Annotated in this window: 24 protein-coding genes, 2 tRNA genes and 2 pseudogenes; 16 read left to right on the plus strand and 12 right to left on the minus strand. The window is 27.0% G+C overall.

The annotated features are described in order from the left end of the window. Window positions 1-7: 7 nt before the first annotated feature. Window positions 8-83: transfer RNA gene (locus RGC78_RS11155), tRNA-Val, on the plus strand. A gap of 20 nt (window positions 84-103) precedes the next feature. After that, window positions 104-180 (plus strand) — tRNA-Asp (locus RGC78_RS11160). A gap of 95 nt (window positions 181-275) precedes the next feature. On the opposite strand, the gene RGC78_RS11165 is transcribed toward RGC78_RS11160, so the two are convergent. Both RGC78_RS11165 and RGC78_RS11170 read right to left on the minus strand, forming a co-directional pair. Next, complete coding sequence (locus tag RGC78_RS11165; protein WP_252216393.1) at window positions 276-1,256, minus strand: ATP-binding protein; 981 nt, start codon at window positions 1,254-1,256, stop codon at window positions 276-278. Continuing rightward, window positions 1,249-2,238 carry a DnaD domain protein gene (locus RGC78_RS11170; protein WP_252216406.1) on the minus strand — a complete coding sequence of 330 codons (990 nt, stop codon included), beginning with the start codon at window positions 2,236-2,238 and terminating at the stop codon, window positions 1,249-1,251. The genes RGC78_RS11165 and RGC78_RS11170 overlap by 8 nt, the downstream gene beginning before the upstream one ends. Before the next feature lie 175 nt (window positions 2,239-2,413). On the opposite strand from RGC78_RS11170, the gene RGC78_RS11175 reads away from it, so the two are divergent. Then, window positions 2,414-3,598, plus strand: a complete 1,185-nt coding sequence (locus RGC78_RS11175) for a peptidoglycan DD-metalloendopeptidase family protein (protein WP_252216407.1) — start codon at window positions 2,414-2,416, stop codon at window positions 3,596-3,598. A gap of 96 nt (window positions 3,599-3,694) precedes the next feature. Here RGC78_RS11175 and RGC78_RS11180 read toward each other — a convergent pair whose 3' ends face one another. From RGC78_RS11180 to RGC78_RS11200, 5 genes are all read right to left on the minus strand, one after another. Continuing rightward, window positions 3,695-4,900, minus strand: coding sequence for a S8 family serine peptidase (locus tag RGC78_RS11180; RefSeq protein ID WP_252216408.1), 1,206 nt, complete (start codon window positions 4,898-4,900; stop codon window positions 3,695-3,697). 132 nt (window positions 4,901-5,032) lie between these two features. Beyond that, the gene (locus tag RGC78_RS11185; protein WP_252216409.1) at window positions 5,033-5,851 is read right to left on the minus strand and encodes an MBL fold metallo-hydrolase; all 819 of its coding nucleotides are present in this window, start codon (window positions 5,849-5,851) and stop codon (window positions 5,033-5,035) included. Window positions 5,852-6,035: 184 nt separating this feature from the next. After that, window positions 6,036-6,467, minus strand: a complete 432-nt coding sequence (locus tag RGC78_RS11190) for a DMT family transporter (protein WP_252216410.1) — start codon at window positions 6,465-6,467, stop codon at window positions 6,036-6,038. A 135-nt stretch (window positions 6,468-6,602) separates the two neighbouring features. Continuing rightward, window positions 6,603-7,079 carry a dUTP diphosphatase gene (locus tag RGC78_RS11195; protein WP_252216411.1) on the minus strand — a complete coding sequence of 159 codons (477 nt, stop codon included), beginning with the start codon at window positions 7,077-7,079 and terminating at the stop codon, window positions 6,603-6,605. A gap of 180 nt (window positions 7,080-7,259) precedes the next feature. Beyond that, window positions 7,260-7,799 carry a hypothetical protein gene (locus RGC78_RS11200; protein ID WP_252216413.1) on the minus strand — a complete coding sequence of 180 codons (540 nt, stop codon included), beginning with the start codon at window positions 7,797-7,799 and terminating at the stop codon, window positions 7,260-7,262. 394 nt (window positions 7,800-8,193) lie between these two features. Here RGC78_RS11200 and murA point away from each other — a divergent pair, with 394 nt between their 5' ends. From murA to rlmH, 5 genes are all read left to right on the plus strand, one after another. Beyond that, entirely contained in the window at window positions 8,194-9,456 is a 1,263-nt protein-coding gene (gene murA / locus RGC78_RS11205) for a UDP-N-acetylglucosamine 1-carboxyvinyltransferase (protein WP_252231244.1), read from the plus strand. Between the two features lie 34 nt (window positions 9,457-9,490). Next, window positions 9,491-10,282, plus strand: coding sequence for an MBL fold metallo-hydrolase (locus tag RGC78_RS11210; protein WP_309556660.1), 792 nt, complete (start codon window positions 9,491-9,493; stop codon window positions 10,280-10,282). 65 nt (window positions 10,283-10,347) lie between these two features. Continuing rightward, entirely contained in the window at window positions 10,348-10,845 is a 498-nt protein-coding gene (locus RGC78_RS11215; RefSeq protein ID WP_035783332.1) for an SEC-C metal-binding domain-containing protein, read from the plus strand. Between the two features lie 300 nt (window positions 10,846-11,145). Further along, window positions 11,146-11,787, plus strand: a complete 642-nt coding sequence (locus tag RGC78_RS11220; protein WP_252225714.1) for a lactate utilization protein — start codon at window positions 11,146-11,148, stop codon at window positions 11,785-11,787. A gap of 181 nt (window positions 11,788-11,968) precedes the next feature. Beyond that, window positions 11,969-12,448: a 23S rRNA (pseudouridine(1915)-N(3))-methyltransferase RlmH gene (gene rlmH / locus RGC78_RS11225; protein WP_053342617.1), complete on the plus strand. Its 480-nt coding sequence runs from the start codon at window positions 11,969-11,971 to the stop codon at window positions 12,446-12,448. 78 nt (window positions 12,449-12,526) lie between these two features. Here rlmH and RGC78_RS11230 read toward each other — a convergent pair. The 3 genes and pseudogenes from RGC78_RS11230 to RGC78_RS11240 form a co-directional block, all read right to left on the minus strand. After that, a pseudogene (locus RGC78_RS11230) lies at window positions 12,527-12,718 on the minus strand (TIGR00730 family Rossman fold protein); the annotation flags it as partial. Window positions 12,719-12,769: 51 nt separating this feature from the next. Beyond that, window positions 12,770-13,624 (minus strand): GNAT family N-acetyltransferase, encoded by an 855-nt coding sequence (locus RGC78_RS11235; RefSeq protein WP_309556677.1) that lies wholly within the window; start codon window positions 13,622-13,624, stop codon window positions 12,770-12,772. A gap of 52 nt (window positions 13,625-13,676) precedes the next feature. Then, window positions 13,677-14,492, minus strand: coding sequence for a MerR family DNA-binding transcriptional regulator (locus RGC78_RS11240; RefSeq protein WP_309556661.1), 816 nt, complete (start codon window positions 14,490-14,492; stop codon window positions 13,677-13,679). 96 nt (window positions 14,493-14,588) lie between these two features. On the opposite strand from RGC78_RS11240, the gene RGC78_RS11245 reads away from it, so the two are divergent. After that, window positions 14,589-15,215, plus strand: a complete 627-nt coding sequence (locus tag RGC78_RS11245) for a GNAT family N-acetyltransferase (RefSeq protein ID WP_309556662.1) — start codon at window positions 14,589-14,591, stop codon at window positions 15,213-15,215. 68 nt (window positions 15,216-15,283) lie between these two features. Beyond that, the gene (locus RGC78_RS11250; protein WP_309556663.1) at window positions 15,284-16,291 is read left to right on the plus strand and encodes an alpha/beta hydrolase family protein; all 1,008 of its coding nucleotides are present in this window, start codon (window positions 15,284-15,286) and stop codon (window positions 16,289-16,291) included. Between the two features lie 687 nt (window positions 16,292-16,978). On the opposite strand, the pseudogene RGC78_RS16200 reads toward RGC78_RS11250, so the two are convergent. Then, window positions 16,979-18,540, minus strand: a pseudogene (locus RGC78_RS16200) (IS3 family transposase). A gap of 485 nt (window positions 18,541-19,025) precedes the next feature. Between RGC78_RS16200 and RGC78_RS11275 the strand changes: the two are divergent. Continuing rightward, window positions 19,026-19,283 carry a CD3324 family protein gene (locus RGC78_RS11275; protein ID WP_309556665.1) on the plus strand — a complete coding sequence of 86 codons (258 nt, stop codon included), beginning with the start codon at window positions 19,026-19,028 and terminating at the stop codon, window positions 19,281-19,283. A 209-nt stretch (window positions 19,284-19,492) separates the two neighbouring features. After that, window positions 19,493-20,056, plus strand: coding sequence for a GNAT family N-acetyltransferase (locus tag RGC78_RS11280; protein WP_309556680.1), 564 nt, complete (start codon window positions 19,493-19,495; stop codon window positions 20,054-20,056). A gap of 204 nt (window positions 20,057-20,260) precedes the next feature. Here the strand turns inward: RGC78_RS11280 and RGC78_RS11285 are convergent, their stop codons facing one another. After that, window positions 20,261-20,953, minus strand: coding sequence for a YjjG family noncanonical pyrimidine nucleotidase (locus RGC78_RS11285; RefSeq protein ID WP_309556666.1), 693 nt, complete (start codon window positions 20,951-20,953; stop codon window positions 20,261-20,263). 180 nt (window positions 20,954-21,133) lie between these two features. Between RGC78_RS11285 and RGC78_RS11290 the strand changes: the two genes are divergently transcribed. The 4 genes from RGC78_RS11290 to RGC78_RS11305 all read left to right on the plus strand — a co-directional run bounded on the left by RGC78_RS11290 (window position 21,134) and on the right by RGC78_RS11305 (window position 23,839). Continuing rightward, entirely contained in the window at window positions 21,134-21,823 is a 690-nt protein-coding gene (locus tag RGC78_RS11290) for a Crp/Fnr family transcriptional regulator (RefSeq protein WP_309556667.1), read from the plus strand. 284 nt (window positions 21,824-22,107) lie between these two features. After that, the gene (locus tag RGC78_RS11295) at window positions 22,108-22,548 is read left to right on the plus strand and encodes a MarR family transcriptional regulator (RefSeq protein WP_286673980.1); all 441 of its coding nucleotides are present in this window, start codon (window positions 22,108-22,110) and stop codon (window positions 22,546-22,548) included. A 1-nt stretch (window position 22,549) separates the two neighbouring features. Continuing rightward, window positions 22,550-23,095 (plus strand): cyclase family protein, encoded by a 546-nt coding sequence (locus tag RGC78_RS11300; protein ID WP_252216427.1) that lies wholly within the window; start codon window positions 22,550-22,552, stop codon window positions 23,093-23,095. A 465-nt stretch (window positions 23,096-23,560) separates the two neighbouring features. Next, a complete protein-coding gene (locus RGC78_RS11305) occupies window positions 23,561-23,839 on the plus strand; it encodes a CD3324 family protein (RefSeq protein WP_252216429.1) in 279 nt (92 codons plus the stop codon). Window positions 23,840-23,927: the final 88 nt, after the last annotated feature.

Consider the following 23,927-nt stretch of genomic DNA (forward strand, 5'->3'; position numbering starts at 1 on the left):
TCCTTATGGGCGCATAGCTCAGCTGGGAGAGCATCTGCCTTACAAGCAGAGGGTCACAGGTTCGAGCCCTGTTGTGCCCACCATAAAACATAAAAAATAATATGGCTCAGTAGCTCAGTTGGTTAGAGTGCCGGCCTGTCACGCCGGAGGTCGAGGGTTCGAGCCCCTTCTGAGTCGCCAACAAAACTCTAGTAAAACTAGAGTTTTTTGTTTTTAACGTCAATAACTACTTTTATATATATAAATAGCTTCTAAAATTATTAGAAGCTATTTTTTTATCTATTTTTTTGTAGGTTTTTCTTAATTCTTATATCTTCTGAATAGAACTTACAAAGTTTAAAATCACCAAGTAATCTAGAAGCAATTCTTTCTGTATATTGCTTTGTTATACCTGGTAATGTTAAATTAGTAGAAATAAGCATTTTCTTTTTAGTTAATATTCTTTTATTAATAATATTAAATAATTCTGTTATAGAAAATTCATTTAAATGTTCTGCACCTAAATCATCAATTATTAGTAAATCACAATTTAAAAGTAGTGCCTCTAAATTGGCATTATTATTAAATCTTATTTCACTTAGATTTTTAATTAATTCATCAGATGTTTTATATACAACTAGATAACCTTTATCTAATATTGCTTTAGATAAGCAATATGATAAATAAGTTTTTCCACTACCGGGATTACCATAGAATAATAAATTTATATTTTGAGATGAAAAGTTCGGAATATAATCATTTAAAACATATTCTAATATATTTTCAATATTTTTTCTTGGAGAATACTTTTCATCACCTAATCTATGGGTAGAAAATAGATTTAAATCAAAATTATTAAAATTATTTTCTTTTATAGTATTTTCTAATTCGGAATCTTTGTAGTGTAATCTGATTAATTTTTGTTTGTAACAAGTACATTTATTTGCACCTATAAATCCAGTATCTTTACATTTGCTACATGTATACTTTAAATTTAAATATTCAGGATCATAACCATTTGCTACGAGCATTTCACATTTTCTTACTCTTAAGTCTGTAATTTTTTCTTTATATTGTGTTAATGTTTTTTCACTGTCATCAGCTTTTATGATTTCTAAAGACATTCTTAAAGACATTCTTTGTATTTCATTATCCAACTCTAAAATTTCAGGGCATATATTAGATACTTCTAGCCTTCTTAATTTTAGATTTTTGGCTTCATTTTCTCTAATATTCTCATATGTTTTTAAGATTTCTGCTTGATATCCATTAATCATTATTATCCCATCCTAGTAATTTTTTTTCTAAAGAGTCATAATCATATTCTCTTGCTTCAAAGTTATTAAACTTAAGAGGTGGCTTTTCAGAAGAATAGTTAGTTTTTTTATAATTTTTATTTTTAGGGGTTTTATCTTTAAGTGCTATATCCTCTAATGTTTTTATATTATTCTTATACCAGTTAGATAATATACCATCGATATATTTAAAGTCTGCCCTATTTAACCTTTCAAAACATATATCACAGGCTTTAAATATAATCTCTGTAGGAAATTTATAAACTAAAAGCCATTTTTCTATAATATCTTGTTGAGGTTTCATAATTTCAGTATTTTTTATACCAAGATAATTTAGTATTTTTCTTATGTTTAACCATTTATCTTCTGTTTTCTTTATTAAATTTTGAGCCTGATCAATGGTTCTTATCTTTAAATCATGCCAAGATAAAGCAACTTTTTCTATATATCTTGCATCAGACTTTCCTTTAGATATACAATATTCTATTAATATTAAAATTAGTTCTGAGGAAAAACCTAATTCCCTTTGCCAATTTAAATAAATTGACATTTCTTTAGGGGATAGTGGTCTTGCAAGTAACTTTTCTATATGTTTTAACATATCTTTTGTATTATTTTCATCAAGTGCATTAAGTAAATCAACTTGTTTTGAATCATCTAAATTTTCTTCTGATAAATTTAAGAATTCTATATTAAAATTTCCCATGTTATCAATAGGAGTAAATTTTATTACTCCTTCATCATTCCAATAATTAAAGGCATTCATAATATCAGATTCTAATAAATTAAGAGAGGATGCTAGTATTGATGAGCTGACTCCTAATTCGTTACAAGTATTATACTTTAGCATTAATAAATAAACTTTTATAAATTCTCCTCTAGCTTTAGGCATATACTTTTCGATAAAAATATTACTTATAGGAGTAAATGTTGGTACCTTATTTTTTAGCATAAAAGTGCTCATACTTATCACTACCTACCTTTCATAATAAAGTCTTTGTAAATTATTATAACAAACCAATATTATAACCACAATGAATACAGAAAACAACTAATACTTTAAACTAATGAATAAATTTGTTTGTAATAGGATAGATTATAAATTGTATTTTTAATTATAAAAGTGAAAGGATTAAATTATGAACACGAGAAAAATGAAAGTAATTAAATTTATAATTTGTCTTACAGTTATATTTAATTCAATAATTTTAATAGCAAATGCAAATTCTAATAAGGTATTTGAAGCATATGTTGATGGAAGGCTAGTAGGTTATATTTATGATAAGAAAGAATTTAAGCAAATGTATAGTGAGGTTAATGATGAATTAAATAAAAGACTAGGTACTGATTTAGTACAAGATAAGAAATTAAGATTTAAGACTAACAAAGAAAATATAGAAAAATCTAGTGAAGAAAATATTAAAAAGAATATAAAGAAAATCATTAATGATGAAGTTGATGCAAAGTTAATAAACATAAATAATAAAGATTACGGAATAGTATTCAATGAAAATGAAGCTAGTGATGTTTTTAAAGATTTCATAATGCAAAATTTAAATAAGTTTAATATAAAATTAGATTCTGTACTTGATACTGAGATTAATGCTAATGTAAAATACTCAGATGTTAAAGTTCCAATTTCAAATGTAAATGATATTAAGCAAATAGTTGACAATATGATAAATGATGAAAATATAAAAGTAGATGTTAAAATTAAAGAAGAAAAAGAAGTAACTGTAGCGCCTAAAACACAAATAAAAAGAGATGATTCTATGTATATAGGAGAAAACAATATCAAAGAAGGCGAGGCTGGTAGCAAAAAAGTTACTGCTGAAGTTACTTACCGTAATGGAGAAAAGCTGAATGAAAATATAATTTCAGAATATGTAACAAAAGAAGCTAAAGATAGGATTGAATATAGAGGTAGCAAAACTCCAATTGGAACTAAAGCAACATTTTTACAATATCCAACTAGAGGTAGATACATCACATCTAAATTTGGTCCAAGATGGGGGAAGACTCACAATGGAATAGATATAGCAGGGAATACAGGGGACCCTGTTACAGCGGCTTTTGATGGGGTTATTGAAGACGCTGGAGTTGTAAGCGGATATGGTAATATGATTAAAATAAAACATGAAGATGGATTAGAAACACTTTATGGTCATTTAAGCTCAATTCATGTGAAGAAAGGACAAGAAATAAAAAAAGGAGATGTTATTGGTGCTGTTGGTAGTACTGGAAGAAGTACAGGACCTCATTTACATTTTGAATTAAGATCAAAGGGAACTCCAATAAACCCAGAGTCATATATAAAGCAATAAATAAAAAGATCTATATCAACACTCTACTAATATATAGAGCCAAATAAAAAAATAATAAATACTAAAAATATTTATAGTATTTATTATTTTTATAATTTAGGGCATCAATGTATCAATATTTATAATACCTTCACCACAAATATTTTTAGGAATATCATCAACAGGATCACATGCAACTTTTAATAGTGAAGTTAAATCATTAAAAGTTAGTTCAGGATTATTTTCAAATAGCAAAGCACATAATCCACTAACATATGATACGGCAAGTGATGTTCCGGTAAAAGTTTTATATGGTGCTTCAAGCTTTTTAGGATAAATCTTTAAGCCATTTTTTTCACTTAAGTAATTAGTATCACTGTTCAATGAAACTATATTTACACAAGAAGCAGATAAATTAGGCTTTCCAGATTTTCCAAATGGACCTGATGAAGAAAAGGTATATGGCTTTATTATCGGAGTAGTGCTGTCTAAGCCTGCAACCGTAATACAATTATCACACGTAGATATTCCCATAATAGAAGACGAGTTATTTAATGTACTTCCACTAGGTACTATAGGAATAACATTATTTAATATTGCATATTTAAATGTCAAATCAAAGCAAGAGATGATAAATGTATTATGACTTAATAATTCAAATGGTAGACATAATACTTTTATGTTATTTTCTTTAGAGATTTCTACTAAAGATTCTATTGAATATAATATGTCAGAAGCAAAACCCTTTCCTAGTTTATCAAAAGCTTTATAACAAAATAATTTACTTTTATGTGCTATTCCTTTGTACATATTATTTGAGGCAAGTCCACTACTACATAAAATGCCGCTAGTTGATGTACCGTGACCATTATCATCGTAAGGATAATTAAAATCATTAATTAAATCAACAAATAATGATATTTTATTGCTAGGAGATATTAAATCAGGATGTGGAAATACACCACTATCTACAATCCCAATTCCTACACCAGCTCCTGACAACTTATATTTCTCTGAAAAGTGTACTTTGTTAGCTGTAGCAACACTCATACCGCAAAGAAATAAATATTCGTCTAAATAAACTTTTTCTATTTCTGGATATTCAACAATTCTTTCAATACCTTTAGAAGTTAAAGTAGCACTTATTAAATTAGAACATTTTATAACATGATGTAATTTACCTTTATATGATGTAACTTTTTTCTCTATAGAGGATTGAAAATTTTTATATTTTATCAGCACTCGATAATTTTTATAACAATTATTAGACATATAGTGTTTTAAATTAGGATCTAGCTTATTTTTATATGAAAATGCAAACATATTCTTCTCCCAATTATTTATTTCAATATATAGTATATGAATAATAGGTGTTTTGTTAATACACAAGTTAACTAAAATATTTACAATTATATTTAGAAATATATAATATAAGTATTTATATAAAGAATAAGACTAGAAAATAAACGTTTCTCCAATATCAATTATCTTTATATTATTATCTTTTAAGTTTTTTAATATCAATTCAGTTTCATTGAAATCTTCTAATGATATTATAAATGTTTTATAGTGAATAGGTATCATTACTTTGGAATTCATCATTTTAAACATTTCATAAGATTCAAGAGGAGTACAATGCATATGAGAAAATCTTTCTGGAATATAACATCCAACTGGCATTAAAGCAATATCAGATACAATTCCTTTAAAATTATCAGTAAATGCAGTATCACCAGCAAAAAAAACTTTTTTATCGTTTCTTTCAATTAGATAAGATAAGCTTTCATCATCAATTCCTACATAAAATCTTCTTCCATCATGATTTGCTTCATATGCAGTTATTTTAATATTATCATCTTCATAGGTTTCATTAGGATGCAAAAGAAATACATTTTTAAATCCTAATAATCTAAGGATTTTCTTATATCCTTTAGGCGCTATAACAATAGCATCTTTATTTAGTTTACTAAGAGATGGAAAGTGCATATGATCCATATGTCCATGAGATAGGATTATATAATCTATTTTTAAATCTTTTAAGTAATTAGGTTTTTGAACAACTCTTTTAAAATAACCTAATACATCGGATAATACAGGATCAGTTATAATTACTTTTCCACTTAAGTTTATAACTGTTGTAGCATGACCAAACCAATTAACAGAGTTAAATTGTAGTTGATCAAATTTAATAGCATTTTTCTCTTTAAAATATTCCTTTAAATTGTTGTTAGTTAAATTAAATAAAAAATTTATATTCTTAAAAAAATTTGACATAGAAGGTCCTTTCTATATTTAAATGATTGTTTTATTTTGGATATTTTTTAGTAGAGCACTGATATATGAATAAGTAAAGCTTAGCATAATTATCAAAATTAAATTACAATGCCACTTTACCTATTCCATATATCAATTACCGTATTTAAAATATGTAATTCAAAAATATTATACAACGATTAAATTAGTGTTTCCATTTAAATATTATAATTCCAACTATCATAATTGCTATTCCTAAAAATTCATGAAGTGTAAATTTGATTTTTTCAGTGCCAAACAATCCAAAGGCATCAATTATTCCTGCTGCTAAGAGTTGAGCTATTAATATAGTACCTATACCAAAGGTAGTACCCATTCCACCAATGCTTTTCATTACAGTAAATATAATAACAACTCCAAGTGCTCCTCCTAAAAGAAATATCTTATTAGCATTTTTTATATTAGAATAACTCCCTTTTCCACAAAAAAAAGATATAACTAAAGTTAAAATTAGTCCAGTAAGCTGTACTATAACATTTGTTTCCCAAATTCCTATTTTTTCACCTAATTTTGTGTTAAATACGCCTTGTAAACTCATTGAAATTCCAGAAATTATAGCATATATTATGCCCATCATAAAAATCACCTCAAAAATATTATGTCCTTACTATGAGGCAAATATTAAGGTTATAAAAAAAATGTGAAGGTGATTTTTGGAATTATAAATTATATGATTTATAATTTTTTAAACAATAAAAAAAGTAGCTCCAAATTAAAGAGCTACTTTTTCATACGTATTTTTAGAAAATTCATTTTTTAGTTCAGTTTGAGTAAATCCTAAGGTTATTGCTAAACTTAAGATGTCTTCGAATAAAGTAAGGTAGTGATCTTTTGATGGTGATATAATTAAATCGTTTATATCAATATATAAGTTTAAAAATTGATCACTTAAACAGTAGTCATTAGGTTTTACATCAATCTCAGTTATATCAGAATAATTATTATCTAGTCCGATAGTAATAATTTGCGATAAACAGGATACATATTTTCTAAATACAACTTGCATATCTATAAAATTGTTAGTATCCATCAAGTATTTAAAGCATTTAGTTTCATTAGCTAGTTCGCTAATCTTAACGTTGAATTCCAAATATTTTCTAGTTTGAATCTTACAGTCATCTAATTGATTATTTAATGTTAAATTTTTATTTATTATTCTTTGAGTTTCAAAGAGGTCTTTAACATTCATACTGAATCCCCCTACTTTAATAAATCATTATTTTTATTTTACAAAAGTTTTAAAATAAAAGAAAGTGGAGAAAACGAATACAATAAAAAATATTTTTAATTTTCTTAAAAATACAAAAAATAATAGTAAAAGGGAATGATTAATTATCAAATTCTCTTTTACTAAAACAAATAAATATATTTAAAATTTTTTTAAAACAAATGATTTTAACGGTAAATCTTTTTTAGATGTAGGTATTTTCCAAACTTCTATTTTTTTAATCTTTAATTTTATATAAGGATTATTTTTATATAGGTATGGAAAATTTAACTTTATATCCTGCTTTTTATAGTCTTTTGATATATAACCTAAATTTGATAGAGAAACAAAATTTTCATCAAATGTTTTAATATTAAATCCACTTAAAATAAGCATGTCACTAAGAGCACGAGAAATTCTCTTAATATATCCTCTATTATCAATCCTTAAATTAACGCTTCTAGTATTATCGTATACATAAACAGAATCCAAAGCATCAATCCTAAAAACTTTATATGGTGATATAATTTTGTTTATAATCGGATAAAGTTTATCGAAATTAGGATTATCAACAATACATAAAGGAATAAATGGCATAGGTGAATTTCTATTGCCTCTAAATTTTTTTGACATATTTTTTTGAATAGGTGAAATTAATTGATATGTTTCATCATCAAATACCGCAACTATATAATACTTCATGTAAACCTCACAATCTAAACTAATGTCTTGCTATTACAAAGTTTTAATAAATTATAACACAATAGAACAAATAAAAAAATAGAAGAATAATTAAAATATGAATGATAATAATAAAAATGTAATTAAGTAAATAATTTTACATAATACCCATAATTTATATCGTTAAAATTTGACTATATTACATTTAATATTATAAAAAGGAAATTTATTAAGTAAAATGTTTAAAAAACTATTAATATAAGGAAAAAAATATATTTAAATAAATTAAGTTTATGATATAATGATAAAAGTAGATTTTAATAAATATAATAGGACAATAATGTCTAATGAAAATATAGATATAATCAGGAGTTTGACGTATTTAAATATAGATTTTATGAATAGGGTGAATTCGATGGAAAGATTGATAATAAATGGAGGGAATATTCTTAGAGGTTCTGTTGAGATCAATGGTGCTAAAAATGCAGCTGTAGCAATATTACCAGCAGCAATAATGGCCAGTGAAGGAAAATGTGTAATTGATAATATACCAGATATTGAAGATGTACATTGCCTTGAAAGAATATTAGAAAGTTTAGGTTGTAATACAGTAAAAATAGATAATAATACATTAGAAATAGATAGTACAAATGTAAGTAATTTTGATGCTTCAACTGAGGATGTAAGAAGAATGAGAGCCTCTTATTACTTTATAGGAGCTTTATTAGCAAGATTTAAGCAAGCAAAGGTTGTGTTACCTGGTGGATGTCCAATTGGTGTTAGACCTATAGATCAACACATAAAAGGATTTGAAGCTCTTGGTGCAGAAGTTACTATAGAACATGGTGCTGTAATAGTAAAAGCAGAAAAATTACAAGGAACAAATATATTTTTTGATGTAGTATCAGTAGGTGCTACAATAAATGTTATGATTGCAGCAACATTAGCAGATGGTGTTACTACTCTTGAAAATGTGGCAAAAGAACCACATGTAGTTGATGTAGCTAATTTTTTAAACTCAATGGGTGCAAATATTAAAGGTGCTGGTACTGATGTTATTAGAATACAAGGTGTTGAAAAACTAAAAGGTTGTTCTTATAGCGTTATACCTGACCAAATAGAGGCTGGTACATTTATGATAGCAGCTGTTGCAACTCGTGGAGATGTTTATGTGAGGAATGTTATTCCAAAGCATTTAGAATCAATTTCAGCAAAACTTAAAGAAATGGGTGCAGTAATTGAAGAAGATGATGATTGTATAAGGGTTTGTGCTAGTGATGAACTAAAAGCAGTAAACGTAAAGACCACCCCTTATCCAGGATTCCCGACTGATATTCAACAACCTATGTCAGCTTTATTAAGCGTTATTTCTGGAAAGAGTATAGTTACTGAGTCTATATGGGAAAATAGACATAAACATATAGATGAACTTAAAAAGATGGGCGCTAACATAAAAGTTGAAGGTAGAGTAGCTATTATTGAAGGTGTTAAAAGACTTACTGGAGCAGTAGTAAAAGCAACTGATTTAAGAGCTGGAGCTGCTATGGTTATAGCTGGTTTATTAGCTGAAGGAAGAACAGAAATAACAAGTATAGAACATATAGATAGAGGATATCCACATATAGAAAATAAATTAAGAGCTTTAGGAGCGGATATAAAGAGAACTATAGTAGAATAGGGTGGCTTTTTATGTTATCATAGGAGGAATTTAAATGATATTCTGTTCTTTATACAGTGGAAGCAGTGGGAATAGTATGTTTGTTGCTTCTGAAAAATCAAAAATATTAATAGATGCTGGACTTCCAGGTAAAAGAATTGATGAAGCATTGAAATCAATAAATCAGTCACCAAATGATTTAGATGGTATTTTTGTAACACATGAACATAGTGATCATATAAAGGGTGTTGGAGTTTTATCAAGAAAATATGATATACCAATATATGCAAATGCCAACACTTGGAGTGCTATGGAATCATTAATTGGAAAGATAAAAGAGCATAATATAAAGGTAATTGATAAAAGATCAGTTACTCAAATTAAAGACTTAGATGTGAAAGCCTTTAATATTCCTCATGATTCAATATCTCCTATGGGGTATACTATTGCTAACAAAGATAAAAAAGTTAGTGTAGCAACTGATTTAGGAACATTTACAAAAGAAATATATGATAATATCAAAGAATCAGAAATTATTTTACTTGAAAGTAATCATGATGTCAGTATGCTTAAATATGGACCATATCCTTATAGCTTAAAAAGAAGAATATTAAGTGAGATAGGACATTTATCTAATGATGATTGCGGTGAAGCTATTGTAGAAATATTAAAGAATGGCTTTAATAAGAAGGTTATTTTAGGACATTTAAGCAGTACTAATAATCAACCTGATTTAGCATATCAAACAGTAGTTAATGTATTAAGAGAAAATGGAATTAATGAAAAGAATGACATAACATTAACTATGGCAAATAGACATGAACCTAGTGAATTTATAGAATTTTAAATTGGTTACTATAAAATAAATTTATAAATATAAAACAAAAGCAACATTAAGGGAGGATTTTAAAAATGAGTTTATATACAGATTGGACTAATATGGTTGTAGACTATGTAAAAACTAAGGGAGAAAATGCTTTCTGGCAAGAATATAGTAAGTTAGAAAAAAGCATTTATAAAGATTTATTAGCAAAACATAAAGAACCTAAGAAAACAACAATTGCTGGTTTAGCAAAAGAATATGATTCTTCATTAGAATTTATAATGGGATTCATTGATGGAATAAATGATAGTTTAAAAAATCAATATGATTTAGAAAATTTAGATGAAAATACTGAATTAGTATTAGATATTGATTTAGAAAATTTATATTATAATATGTTAGATGCAAAAGCTGAATATCTTTACACTTTACCACAATGGGATGGAATATTCTCAGAAGAAAAGAGAAAAGAAATTCAAAAACAATTTAGAGATTCTAAAATCATTAGAAATAATGAAAAAGTTGGAAGAAATGACGATTGTCCATGTGGAAGCGGAAAGAAATATAAAAAGTGTTGTGGTAAATAGTTTTCTAAAAAGGGATCTACAATGATCCCTTTTATTTATATATAGAAAATTTTAATGGACAACCATTGTAAAAATATATAAGAATTTAAATTCATAATCAACTATGTTTATTTTGGGTATTAGTTGATAAATATAGTAAACCTTTTATTAATAAAAGATAATATACGTTTTAAAATTAAGTGAAAATATTATAGGGATATTATTTGATTTCTATATGGTAAATTTTGTATAATGATATTATGATTTATACTCAATATGATTGATTGGGATTATAAATACAATATAGCGTGGGGTGATAATATGGACAATAATATTATGTGGGTAAATGAACAAAAAATATTAAGAACAATAGATGAGTTAAGAAAAAGTAATATGAATGGATATTTTGCTAAATCTAAAGATGACTTAATAGGTATTATAGAAAATATAATAGAACCAGGCAATAAAATTGCATTTGGAGGATCAATGACCTTATTTGAATGTGGGGTTATGGATTATCTTAAGAATGGAAAATACAATTTATTAGATAGAAATAAACCTAATATCACACGTGAAGAAGTAAATGAAATATACAGACAAGCATTTCTTTCAGATGCTTATTTCACAAGCTCAAATGCTATTACTGAAAAAGGTGAAATTTATAATGTTGATGGTAATGGTAATAGGGTAGCAGCTATTCTTTATGGACCCAAAAAAGTAATAATAATTGCAGGCGTAAATAAGATAGTTCCAACTATAGAGGATGCAATTAAAAGAAATAAAGAAGTATCAGCACCAGCAAATACAAAAAGATTAAACAAGGCTACACCATGCTCAAAAATAGGAAAATGCATGGACTGTAATAGCAAAGAAAGAATTTGTAATGAATACACATTAATTAAGAGACAAATTGATAAAGATAGAATACATGTAATATTTATAAATGAAACTTTAGGCTATTAAAACAGAATTGTGTTTAAAGTGTATATTAGTATTTTAGTATAGGTAGAACTTTTAGTTTTATATCTTAGCTTGTAGAAAAGATTAAATTTTACGAGCTTATTTTTGTACTAAAATATTAATAATTACCTAAAATATAAGGTGAAAATAAAATAGATTATGAGACTAAAACTAAGGAGAAAATATGAATATAACAATTATTTCAGTAGGAAAACTTAAAGAAAAATACTTGAAACATGCTATAGATGAGTATTCTAAAAGATTATCTCGTTATTGTAAATTAAATATAGTGGAGCTACAAGATGAACAAACTCCAGACAATGCGTCTGAAAAGGACGAACTCATCATAAAAGATAAAGAAGGCAATAAGATTTTAAATTCTATAAAAGATAATATGTATGTAATTACATTAGATCTTAAAGGTAAGATGATGTCATCAGAAGAACTATCTAAATTCATTGATAATTGCGGAGTAAGAGGTAATAGCAACTTATGCTTCGTAATTGGAGGAAGCTTAGGTTTAAGTGAAGCTGTTTTAAAAAGATCTAATCATAGTCTTTGCTTTAGTAAAATGACATTTCCACATCAACTTTTCAGAGTTATGCTATTAGAACAAATATATAGAGCATTTAGAATAAGTAATGGAGAACCGTATCATAAGTAAATGCGAACTTTACTAAAATTGGATAAAAATAGTTACATCAACATTAAGTTTTTCTGCTTAACGTTGATGTAACTACTATTATTGCAATTCGCTCCATTTATTCTCCATTGTTGGAGGAATATAAATTTTCATTTTTTCTATTAACAATTAGGGAGTATCAGAAACTGAAATAAGCTTAATATTTGATTCATTCATAAAACCTTCAACAGATGTATTTTGAAGCAGGTTCAAAAGAGGGGCAAAAAAATTTGATATATTGAAATATTCAATTTACACAAATTCTTTTACATTCTCTCTGAAACATAAGAATTTTTATAGGACTTATATTTTTAAAACCATCTCATATTGCTTGACATGTTGTTTAAACCCTAAATTCACCAAAAAATCTTTCATAGAATCACACTGACTATCTACGTTTAAAACACTACTACTACATGATTTTGTACTATTTAATAAGTTTGCCAATATGCTTCTTCCGATTCCTTTGCATCTATAATTTTTAGATACTGCTATCTGTGGAATATCCCCTGTATTTTTATCAATGATTCCATATCCAACAATAATATAATCGATTTTTATAATAGAATATATGAAATTATCTGATACAGCATTAATTGAGTCAATAGAATTCTGCCAAGATGGTTTAAAATCCCAAAAGTTTGTTAGTTCTAGAAAGCAATTTTCATTAATTGAATTTATATATTCAACTTCATATGTTGGCATGGATGTAAAATTGTTTTTATCTAAAATAAAGCATTCAAAATCTCTTGAAATCTCAAAGCCTTGTTTTTTATAAAGATTAACTGCAGAAGTATTTGATTGAATTACTTCAAGTAAATATTGTTCTACTCCAATTTTTTTTAATAATTGCTTGGCATTTTGAAACATATTACTTGTTACTCCATGCTCTCTATGGCTTTTTATAACACCTGTGCCAGTGTCATAAGCAGTTGATTTGTCGTTCCATTGTCTAATTGCATTTAAAAGAAATCCAACTAAAATATTATTGTTAAATGTTCCTATTGAAGCTTCAGGAATATAACCTCTTCGAAGCAGCATCTGCTGGAACTTTAAAAGAGGCAAATCCATTTTAACTTGATAGTCTGAAAATGCATCCAAAAATGTATTGTGTAAGTTTTTAATATCCGTGTTTTCAAAAGTGTTATAAATAAGAATTTTTTCTCTCCTAAAAATTATTATATCTAGAGTAAAAGTAAGTGTGTTTATATTATTGGGGGAAATAAATATTTGCAAAATATTCATGTTTCATATCTTTATGAAGCAATGCAAAACAAAATTTGATATGAAGAGATGTATTTTTTAATTTAAAATGATTGCAAAGCAAGTGCAGATATTCTTGTAATTCATATTCATTTCCCCAAAAACTAATGTGTCTGTAACTTCCTGATATATGGTGTTTTGACATTTTTTCTTCCTTTGTAACAGTGTCAAGATATATGCCTAATTCATTCGAATGGATGATATTTTTATTAATAGATAAGCCTAAAATCTCACTATTTCCTATAATTGAGTAATTATTATCTACATTATAAGAAATCCATTGGTCAAAGGCTTCTATTCCATTTATCTGAGTGTTCTCTAGGTTATTAGGAAAGTTTTTAAGGTTAATTTGATAAATGGTAATATCTAAATCTTTTTCTGTAGTTATTTTAGAAAAAGTGCTGTCATTAGAAAAATTTTGTATATGTTTAAGCATATTTGTCATTTCATTAGTATATTGGCTAAGTTTGGTTAATATAGCAAGCTTTTCTTCAATAGATTGGTTCTGTTCCTCCATCATATTAAGATATCCACTTATGCTTTCAGAATCTATTTTTTCTTTCATCTGCTCTAAAGGGATTTCAAGATATTTACCTATAAGAATCATTTCTAATATATCAAGATGCTCTAAAGAATAATAACGGTATCCGTTCTGGTCATCGATAATCGGTTTTAATAAGTCCTTGCGATCATAATATCGTAAGGTATCAAGAGATATGTTGTATAAATTACTTACCTGACCAATCCTTAATAATTTTTGCATAAGTACCTCCTAAAATATAATCTTGACACTTGAGTAGCTCCATAGTTTATGATGAGTATAACATCAATAAATGAGAATTGCAAAGGAGATAGTATTATGGCACAGATTAGCATTGAAAAGTATCAAGATAGTGATTTTAAAGAAGTGATATCTATATTAGTCAGTTCATTTGAGAAGAAGTTTTACCACAGGCAAAACTTGACAATGGATAACATTGAAAATATTCTGTATTCTATCTGGGATATAAAAGCAGAAAATTCAAGCTACGTACACTTTGTTGCCAAAAAGGATGGAAAGGTAGTAGGAGCTATATTAATAAGAGTAGGTAAACAACTAAAGAGTAATAAAAAAATTCCTTTTTTCAACCTCTGCTATCATTACGGATTTTTTAATATGCTGTTCTTGATTTTTAAGTTATTTGTTTTGGAAAGATTTACTGTTGAAGAATGCTATGTTGAGCACATTGCTGTGGATAAGTTTATCAGAGGAAATGGGGTAGGAGAACTTCTTATATCTTATGCAGAAGAAGTGTTAAGTGGCATGGGATTTTCAAGTTTGTCATTAGTAGTAGCAGAAAGTAATATAGCAAAACATTTATATGACAGAAAAGGGTTTAAAGAGATTGAGCATATTAGTAGCCGTTTTAAGGGCTATTTTATAGGGATAAATCAATGGGTATTTATGAGAAAGAACTTAATTAAAAAAGTAAAAGAAAATTATTAAAAGGAAGAAGAAAAAGCAATAGAAATTTATAAGTTTAAAATGTTTTAATAAAAGGTGGAAAGATAACTATGAAAAAAAGAATTTTTAAAGTTTTTACAGCATTATTTATGGTTGCGATTATTTTAGGAGGAGTAATTTTAATTCAAAATGACTTCAAAATTGTAGAAAAATCTGTTGATATTAAAACTTCAAAGGGTATTTTGAAAGGGACTTTAGTATTACCACAAAAGCTATCAGATAAAGCAGGTTTAGTGGTATTCATACATGGGGATGGTCCGGCTGATGCATCATATAATGAGCAGTACAAACCACTGTGGGAAGAATTAGCTAAACAAGGTTATGCATCATTATCATGGAGCAAACCAGGTATTAGTGGTTCAGAGGGAAATTGGTTATTGCAATCAATGGATGACAGAGCAAGTGAAGCAAATGAAGTTATCGAGTGGGCAAAAACTTTACCTGAAATTGATAATAACAGAATTGGTTTATGGGGAGCAAGTCAAGCAGGTTGGGTTATTCCTAAAATTGTTCAGCTTAATAAAAATATTGCTTTTAATATACTAGTGGCACCTGCAATAAATTGGATTGAGCAAGGTAAATACAATACTTTAAAAGAACTGGAGAAAAAGGGTGCAACGAAAGATGAGATGATTAAAAAAGAAAAAGAATTTGAAAATGAATTGGAACTCCTTAAAAAGGATGTCAGCTATGAAGAGTATGTAAAAGAAGTTGGACAAAAAGAAGCAGTATCAGAAGACCGCCGGACTTTTATTAAGAAGAATTATAAAGCAGATGCAACAGAAGATATTAAACATTTTTATAGTCCTGTAAAGTTATTTTTAGGTGGTAAGGATATAAATGTAGATAGTGAAAATACAAAAGAAGTTTATGAAAAGGAAGTACCTTCAGAAATTCTAAAGGTTACCTTGATACCAACAACTGATCATTTTATGCTTAAAGCTTCTTTAGTAGATTCTAAGATAAAAACTTTCTTTGTTGGACTTTTTGCTCCAAGAGAGCTTGCTGATAAAGAGTATTATAAAGAAATTAAAGAATTTTTAAAAGCAAAAAAATAAATAATATTTAAACTTCTTATTTTGTTTCTAGAAGAAAGTTGATGATAAATCCTGTAAATATATAACTTTCTATATAATATTAATGAAGAAAAAATGTCAAAAATCATGTTATAATTGATTCACAATGTGAATTAAGGTACTAAATGAGGAGGACTAATATTGATCTAATAAGGACAGTAGAAGATAAGAAAGTTTCAAGATAAAACAGTACCAAAAGAGATAATAGAAAAAATTTTATAATTAGCAACTAAAGCACCTTCGGGAAAAAATAGCCAACAGTGGAGGTTTAGTGTTTTTCAAAATAATAGAGAAAATGAGTTAGTAAGCATTATGAAGGATGCTTTAAATCAACAGAATAAATTGAATAAGCCTAATGGCAGTTTTTAGTTAAGCATTAATTCAATTAATGAAGCATCAACAGTGGTCTTTAATAAATGAATGATAAATTTACTAAAATTGGATTATAACGTGTTGAAAAAGACTGGATATATAATTGTCCAGTCTTTTTAAGTACTTCAAAGACATTTGTTGTCTTTTATTGCAGCTAATTTCAAATTCATTAATCCAATTGATGCCATAACAAGTAAAATTCCCAATAAATTCATTGCATTTATTTTTTCATGAAATGCCGCAATACCTATTGAACTGCACCCTGTCAAGTAGACAGTGAAAATAATAAAAATCATATTAAGCGGCTAAAGCCCTAAATTCCAAAGGACTTAGGCCGTTTAATCTTTTTTGTAATCTTTTAGTATTGTAGAAACTTATATATTCATCAATTGCATTGGAAAGTTCCTCATATGTATCATATTTGTGTAGATAATACTTTTCGCACTTTAGGATTCCCCAAAATGCTTCCATAGGACCGTTATCTATACATTTGCCTACTCTAGACATACTTTGTGTCATTTCTGCTAATATTAACTTACGTTTAAATCCATATGAAGTATACTGAAATCCTCGATCACTATGAAGCATAGGCTTTGCGCCGGGCGAAGCTGTAAGCGCCAAATCTAAAGTTTTAAATACAAGCTCATTGTTGTTAGAATGTCCGAGTACATATGCAACAATAGAGTTATCATTTAGGTCTAATATAGCACTTAGATATGCCTTCTCAGAGTTTCCATACTTAAATTCAGTAACATCTGTAAGCCATTTTTGATTCGGTTTATCGGCTGTAAATTTACGGTTCAGAAGATTTTCTGCTACTTGTTGCGGATCAAGTTTCATATAACGTTTTTTCTTTCTTCTAATTACAGATTGTAGACCTGCAAGTTTCATAAGTCGATAAATACGCTTGTGGTTGAAATTTTGACCTAGCTTTCGATTTAAATTCATTGTCATTCTGCGATATCCATAAATGCCATCTACGTCCTCATAGATTTTAATAATTTCATCAACTAACATTTTATTCTCATTTTCCAAAGCAGATTTTTCACGATTTACCCACTTGTAAAATGATGAACGTGAAATCATTGCTATTTCACACAATAGTGAAATAGAGAACTTTTCAGTGTTATGAAGCTCCTCTATAGAAATATATTTGTTTTCTTGTCTTATGCGGCTTAATACCGCCTCCTTTCTAGTTCCTCCAATTTTTTTTAAAATGCATTCTCCGCTCTTAGTTTTTCATTTTCGGCTTCAAGTCTTTTCATTTCAAGTTTTATTCTATCTTCAGGTGTCAATTCAGCTTCAGGCCTTTTTCTACCGCGCATATCTTGTAGCGCATTTTCTCCACTAAATTCGTATTTTCTAACCCATTGATATACTTGATTATATGAGACTTGATAAGTCTCGGCGGCCTTTTTATAGTCATTTTTATGAGCAATTCAGTATTGTACAATTTCAAGTTTTTCATTAAAAGATGCAGTTCGTCCTTTTGCCATAGAGTGTTTCATTCCTTTCGGTGTTCCAGTTATTTCTCTATGACAATTATACTTGTTTATCCAAAGTTTAAATACTGATCTATTGGGTAATTCATATTTTTTTGCAATTTCCATCTGTGAATATTTTCCTGAAAAATAGTCTTGTATAGCTTGTTCCTTTAACTCTTTTGAATATTTATTATATTTTTTTGATTCAATTAATCCGTCTATTCCATTCTTTTCATAGTTATATCTCCATTCATAAAAAGTAGACGTACTAATATTATATCTAATACAGATTTCTTGTATTGATCCAACTTCATTCTCATAATAAATTAAAATTTTATACTTTTCTTCTGCTGTATATTTAGATCTTTTAGACATAAAAATACTCCCTTTCAAGTAACAGATTTTTATTTTTTTAATCTGTCTACCTTAAAGGGAGCATATCAGAAATGTGTTGTTGGGGGGTTATTATTTATTTTTTAGAATTAAGAGTAATGAGCTTTATCAGTGGAGAAATAAAATAATTAGAATAAATAGTTATAGCTAATATATAACTTAGGAAGAGCATTCAAATCCATATATGTTATCTTTAGTATATTTAAATTATTTCCAATTTATAGTATTGTAAATCGAAAAGAATTATTTTGATATTGACATAGATATAAAATATGATATATTCATATTTATAAATATGAAAGCTTTGGAGGTGGGGGTATGTTCATAAAGATTAAATATGATAATGATTTTAGTAGTGTTTATGCCCATGCAGAATAGTAGAAATGCAACAAACTGCGTGGGATAAAAAGTTGCATTAGCTGCTAATTCTGCACTTTATTTAATTGATTAAGTAAAGGAGTATGAATATGAAATATATTAATGCGGCGGATGTTCTTCCAAAGGAGTTATTGAAAGAAATATTTAATTATGTAGATGGAGAATTATTATATATTCCTACATCAGGTAAGAAGCAAAAGTGGGGACAATGTAGTGGTTCAAGAGAATACTACATAAAACGTAATAGAGAAATAATCAATAAATATATAGATGGAGCAACAATAATCAATATTGCTAAGGAGTATTGTTTATCATATGATTCAGTAAGAAAAATAGTAAATAGATAGAATAAAAGTGATACTACCATTGTGGTGGTATCTTTTTTTATGTATAGGAAAAAACAATTATAGCTATTCTTAAGGCTATTATTATAGTGTTTACAAATATAAAATAAAAACATAGTTTTAAAGAATTTAAGAACCACTATCAAATATTACGATTAATATATATTTGATAAGTAGGTGAAAGAAAATAAGAATTTTTAAGGAGGATTGAAATTAAAATGAAAAAAATATTAGAAACTGAACGTCTTATACTAAGACCATGGAGAAGTGAAGATGCACCTTCTTTATATAAATATGCTAGCGATCCTAAAGTTGGACCAATAGCTGGATGGCCAGTACATACTAGCATTAAATACAGTATAGAAACCATCAGAGACGTATTTTCAAATGAAGGGATTTACGCAATTGTTCAAAAAGGACAGGAAGAACCTATTGGATGTATTGGACTTTTAAGAGGAGAAGCAAGTGATTTTGGAATCGGATCAGACGAAGGTGAAATTGCATATTGGATTGGTGTGCCTTATTGGGGCAAAGGGCTTATGCCAGAGGCTATTAGAGAATTAATGCGCTATTGTTTTGAAGAACTTAAACTTAAAGCACTTTGGTGTGGTTATTTTGAGGGAAATGAGAAATCACTTCGTGCTCAAGAGAAATGTGGATTTGAGTATAACCGCACCAACTATAACAAGCTTTGGCCTTTGATGGATGATATAAGGACAGAGGTTATTACTTGTATTACCAAGGAAAAGTGGTTAAATAATATATCTAATAAATAATAATTGAAGAAGTTATAATTTATATTATAAAAAAAATCTATAAATTCGAGTTTTTTATTTAATATATTTATGAAACTATAAAAACCTCATTTATTACTGATACGGAGAACCGTATCATAAGTAACAGAGGTTTTTATTAAAATTTAAAAAGGTATAGAACTAAATTTAATTTTATACCTTTTGTACTATTACTTATAGAAATTTTTACAGATTAAGTAGTAAAGATTTAAGCTCATTAAAATTAGAGATCTCATAAGTGGGTTTTATTGATGTTTTATTTATAATTTTATTAGGATTATACCAACATGTATCTATACCAAAGTTTATTCCACCTTGTATATCAGAAGTTAAGCTATCTCCTACCATTAATACTTTACTTTTATCAGTATGTTTTATATTTTTTAAAGTATGCTCAAAAATTTTAGGGTTTGGTTTTGATAGTAATATTTCCTCAGATATTACTATTATATCAAAATACTTTGATATAATAGATTTTCTAATTCTTCTATCTTGAACAAAGGTAAGACCATTAGTTACGATAGCAAGCTTGTAAAACTTATTTAAGTTTTCTATAAGATCTATACTATCATCATATAGAAATGATGCATCAGCCAAATGTTCTATATATGACTTTGCAAAGTTAGTTTCATCAAAGCTTACCTTTAATTGATCTGATAATCTTTTAAATCTTTCTACATTTAATTTTTCTTGTGTAATAAATCCTTGCTCAAATTCTTTCCATAGAAGGGTATTTATTTCCTGATAAATTTTTAAGTGATAGCCTTCATTATATTTTATGTTAAAATTAAGCATTGTGTTTTTAAATGCTTCTCTTTCAGATTTTTTAAAATCGTATAATGTTTCATCTGCATCAAATAATATTACTTTATATTTCATAATATGTCCTCCAAATTTCATATAAATAATTTATAACCACACTATAGCAAGAAGAATACAATTTAAAACAGCTAAATTTCTATACTTATTCAAGTTCGTTCACCCCTTTACAAGTCTTTATAAATAAAATAATATATTTATAACAATTAGAACATGACATTAGTCATGTAAGGAGGTTTTATGAGAAGAATTTCAGATGTTAGGCTTATAAAGCAGTATATTAAAAAACATAATATAGAACAGATTTTTGACTATGAAATATTAAAATATGCACAACTTCATTTCTATGAAAAGGAAGAGTATATATTAGAATCAGGGGAAAATCTTGAATATTATTATTTACTTGTAGATGGTAAAATTAAAATTTATTATCCTTTTGAAAATGGGAAATCAATGCTTTTAAAATTCTATAAAGATTTTAATACTATAGGAGATTTAGAACTTTTAAAAGATATCCCTATCCTTTGCAATATTGATGCAGTAGAAGATACTTATTTGATAGCAATACCTGCAGCTATACTTAGAGAAAAATACTTTAATAATATAAGGCTGTTGCATCATTTAGTAGATTCTTTGAGTGAGAAGCTTTATGGAACTATTAATAACAGCTCATATAATTTTATATATCCACTTATTAACAGGCTATCAAGTTATTTAGTTGAGCATTTGACAGATAAGAGTTATATAATTTTAAATTCATCATACTTGGAAATTGCACAATTTTTAGGTACAACATATAGACATTTGAATAGAACTCTTAAAGAAATGGAATTAAGGTCAATTATAAGATGTGATGATAAAAAAATACATATATTAGATATAGATCAACTTAAGGAATTATCTAAAAATATTTATATAAAACCACTTTAGAATATAATTTGAATATGTAGAATATATACATAAGGGTAAAATAGAAGGAACCTCACTTACTAAATTTGTATAATTAAAATGTAATACTCAAAAAGCTATGGAATGATTTCTATAGCTTTTTTGGGGTTATATAAAATTACAAGATTTACGCAACAAATTGAGTCGAACAAAATGTTGACAAGGAAACAAAAATATTATAATATTATTTCCAAGGAAACAAAAATCATAAAGACTGTTTAGTTAGAACTCTAAAGGAGGTTTTTTAAGTGGATAATAATATTATTATGAAGAGTTTAAAAAATATATATGAAAAGGAAGAAACTCTAGGAAAATTAGCATTTAAAGGTGAATATGAAAATTATGGAGTTTCAGAAATACATTGTTTAGATTTTATAGGAAAAATAAAAGATCCTAATGTTACTAAAATATCTCAAAGTATGAATATGACGAGAGGTGCAATAAGTAAATTGTGCAAAAAACTTTTGAATAATAACCTTATTGATAAATATAAAAAGCCTAAGAATGATAAAGAAATATATTTTAAGTTAACAGAATTGGGAGAAAAATTATACAAATATCATGAAATAAAACATAAGCAGTGGGAAGAAAGAAATAATAAATTTTTTAAAAGCATAACTAAGCAAGACCAAGAAATTGTAGCTAGTTTCTTAATAAAATTTAATAACTATTTAGATGAAATAATAGAATCAGAAGGAGATATATAATATGAATTTACATTTAACGGAATTTAATATTCCAAAGAAAATATTAAAATGGGGAGACTCACAACCAGCACATCAAAGACAACATATAGGAACGCATATAGATTGCTACAATCTATCAAATATAGAGTTACCAGTAGAAATAGATGTTACTGTAATAGATGTTAGAAATCTAGATATTATAGATATTGATATATTAGACAGTATATCAATTAAAAAAAATTCTTTCGTAATATTTAGAACCGGATATTTAGAAAATTATGGATATGGAAGTGAAGAATATTTTAATTCTAAAGCAAGTCCATATTTAACTAATGAGCTTATAGATAAATTATTAGAGTGTAATATAAAATTAATAGGTATTGACTTAAGTGGAATACAACATGGCAAAGCTCACGTAGCAATAGACAAATATGTTGAAAATAAAGGAGCGTATGTTATAGAAAATATATGTAATTTAGATAAGGTTACTACAGAATTCAAAGCGAATTTAAACTGGATTCAACTAGAAGGTGCTACAGCAATAAAAGTTGAGATTGAAACTATATAAAGTACAAAGAGAAGTAGATAGGTATAGGATGTAAAAAGTTTATTAAAGGGAAACGTAGGGAAATGCATATAGGAAAGTTGGAAATTATAAAGAGTTATTAGATAAGAAGGTTCAAGAACCATTTATAAGAGAGAACTATAAGGGGAGTAAATAGAATAAACCTCATTTGTAACTGATACGGAGAACCGTATCACAAATAAGTGAGGTTTTTACTGAAATTGGACTGTTGAATAATTAGTATTTAGAGTTTAAGATTTAGTAAATATATAAATCAATAGTTAGGAGAGAACATATGAAAAACTTAACACAAAAACTAGTTATTGCATTAAGCTCCAAGCAAAGACTGTAATAGCACAGAACATATTTTGTTAGGAGCTGCTTTAAAAGAGAGATTTAATCAAAGTAGTTTTGTGCAGTTTTTGCTTTAATATTAAAAAAATATAATATTAAATAGGAGCAAAGGCTATGAAATATAAAAATGCACAAAATATATTACCTAAGGAAATTATTAAGATAATTCAACAGTACGTTGATGGAAGTTATTTATATATACCTAGAAAAGATGAAAATAGGAAAAACTGGGGAGAAAATAGTGGATTTAAAAATGAATTAATAGAAAGAAATATACAAATTTACAATAGCTTTAATAATGGAAGTTCAGTTAAGGAATTAGCAAATAAATATTATCTTACTGAAAATAGTATTAGGAAAATTATTAGGGAATATAAAATGTATTATAAATAAAGCACTTAGTATGTAGGAATAAATAATACAGAAATGTTTATAGACTAACTATATTTTTAAAACGCATGATACTATTTAAATAATTAAA

It is taken from the genome of Clostridium aquiflavi, from assembly GCF_031344075.1.
In the GTDB taxonomy this organism is placed as follows: domain Bacteria; phylum Bacillota; class Clostridia; order Clostridiales; family Clostridiaceae; genus Clostridium; species Clostridium aquiflavi.